Here is a 1,551-nt window from a genome sequence, read left to right as displayed (position 1 = left end):
CAGCTGTTTGCGGAAAACAACACCGCCGCTAGCGTCTGCGCCATGTGCCTGAAAAACATGTTTCGCCAAGTCTAGTCCAATCGTGCTAACTTCGTTCATAAACGCTTCCTCATTTGTGACGGTTCAACACCCTTCACTTTGGCACATCGATGCCGTCGAGGGGCGTCCACCCCATCACAGCAGGAGCAGCAAAAAACAAGTCCTTCGAGCCGCGATTCAAGATTGACCACGCGGCTTCGCCGATGCCAGAAACCAAACAGCCAGAACGCCTCGCGCCCCGGGCGAGATCATCTCGGAATCCTGGGCGAGATCAAATCGGTACACCCGGGCGAGATCATCGGAATCCGCACCCAAGGCGCAGATCCTCGAGCTGGCGCATCTGGCGTTCGTGGAGCGGGCCGAGAACGTCGTTCTGTTAGGTCCGAGCGGCGTCGGAAAACGCACATCGCTCTCGCATTGGCATACCGGGCGGTTATGGCCGGTCACAAGGTCCGCTTCATCACCGCGGCCGATCTCATGCTGCAGTTGGCCGCGGCGCGAGCCCAAGGCCGCCTGAAAGAATACTTCAAACGAGCGGTGATGGCGCCAAAGCTGATCGTCATCGACGAGATCGGGTACCTGCCGTTCGGACGCGAGGAAGCCAATCTGTTCTTCAACGTGGTCGCCAAACCTTACGAGCGCGGCTCGATCGTGCTCACCAGCAACCCCCGTTCACGCAGTGGGCTGGCGCCTTCGCCGACGATCAGACGCTGAGGGACGCCATGCTCGACCGCCTGCTGCATCATGCCCACATCGTCCAGCTCAGCGGTAAAAGCTATCGCCTGCGCGACAAACGAAAGGCCGGTCAGGCCGCCAGGAGGGTTGCCGGAGAAAAATAGGATATTGTGCTGGCCAGCCGCTACGGGCTCTGCCCTCCGCAACTGGCCAGCACAATATAGCGCCGGGGTGGGTCAGAATTACTTCGGCGACTTCCGTGAAGGTGGGTCAGATTTATATCGGCGTTGACAAATGGACGACCATTCGGACGACATAAGCCGGCCGTTGTCGTCTCGTATCGAAGTGTATGCTGGCTCAGGTCGGAAGAACTGGCCGAATGATTTACAGGCCCAGATTGTCGCGGAAAGCGTTGGGCCGGGTGCGATTGTAACTGATGTCGCCCGCCGCCATGGCTGCCGGACGCAGCAGGTGCATGACTGGCGGCGCCGGGCGCGTTCAGGTCAACTGGTGCTGCCGGCTGCGACAGATACAATATCATTCGTGCCTTTGGTGTCGGAAACGTCGCTGCTGGCGGCCGCAGAGCCTTCCGTATTGCCGGAAGCAGCCGTTGTTGCGGTCGGGCTCTAGAGCGTTAGCCGATCAGGTTGCAAGTACCCCGCGGCAGTGAAGTAGTTTGAGGATTCCGCGGGCGTGCAAGTGTCGATGATGCGCCCGACGGCATCCCAGAGACCGCCGACAGTGCGTTCGGCGGCCTTTCGCAGATTTGCTTTGAGCTTTGCGAAGGCGTTCTCGATCGGGTTGAAGTCGGGACTGTAAGGCGGAAGGTAAAGGAGC

The 1,551-nt window shown here is 59.6% G+C and carries 2 protein-coding genes and 1 pseudogene; 2 read left to right on the top strand and 1 reads right to left on the bottom strand.

The window, feature by feature from the left end; genetic code table 11:
- Positions 1 to 346: 346 nt before the first annotated feature.
- Positions 347 to 878, top strand: a pseudogene (gene istB, locus IVB12_RS32600) (IS21-like element helper ATPase IstB); the annotation flags it as partial.
- A gap of 130 nt (positions 879 to 1,008) precedes the next feature.
- The gene (locus IVB12_RS32595; RefSeq protein WP_247305744.1) at positions 1,009 to 1,344 is read left to right on the top strand and encodes a transposase; all 336 of its coding nucleotides are present in this window, start codon (positions 1,009 to 1,011) and stop codon (positions 1,342 to 1,344) included.
- Here IVB12_RS32595 and IVB12_RS32590 read toward each other — a convergent pair.
- A partial coding sequence (locus IVB12_RS32590) for a transposase (protein WP_247305741.1) occupies positions 1,341 to 1,551 on the bottom strand: 211 nt, incomplete at its 5' end. The genes IVB12_RS32595 and IVB12_RS32590 overlap by 4 nt on opposite strands.

The organism is Bradyrhizobium sp. 179, assembly GCF_023073535.1.
Classification (GTDB): domain Bacteria; phylum Pseudomonadota; class Alphaproteobacteria; order Rhizobiales; family Xanthobacteraceae; genus Bradyrhizobium.
Note: the sequence above shows the minus strand (reverse complement) of the source record. Positions and strands in the feature narration are given on the sequence as shown.

Coding starts and splice junctions, on each gene's coding strand:
- IVB12_RS32595 (WP_247305744.1), top strand. CDS start 1,009: ATGGACGACCATTCGGACGACATAAGCCGGCCGTTGTCGTCTCGTATC.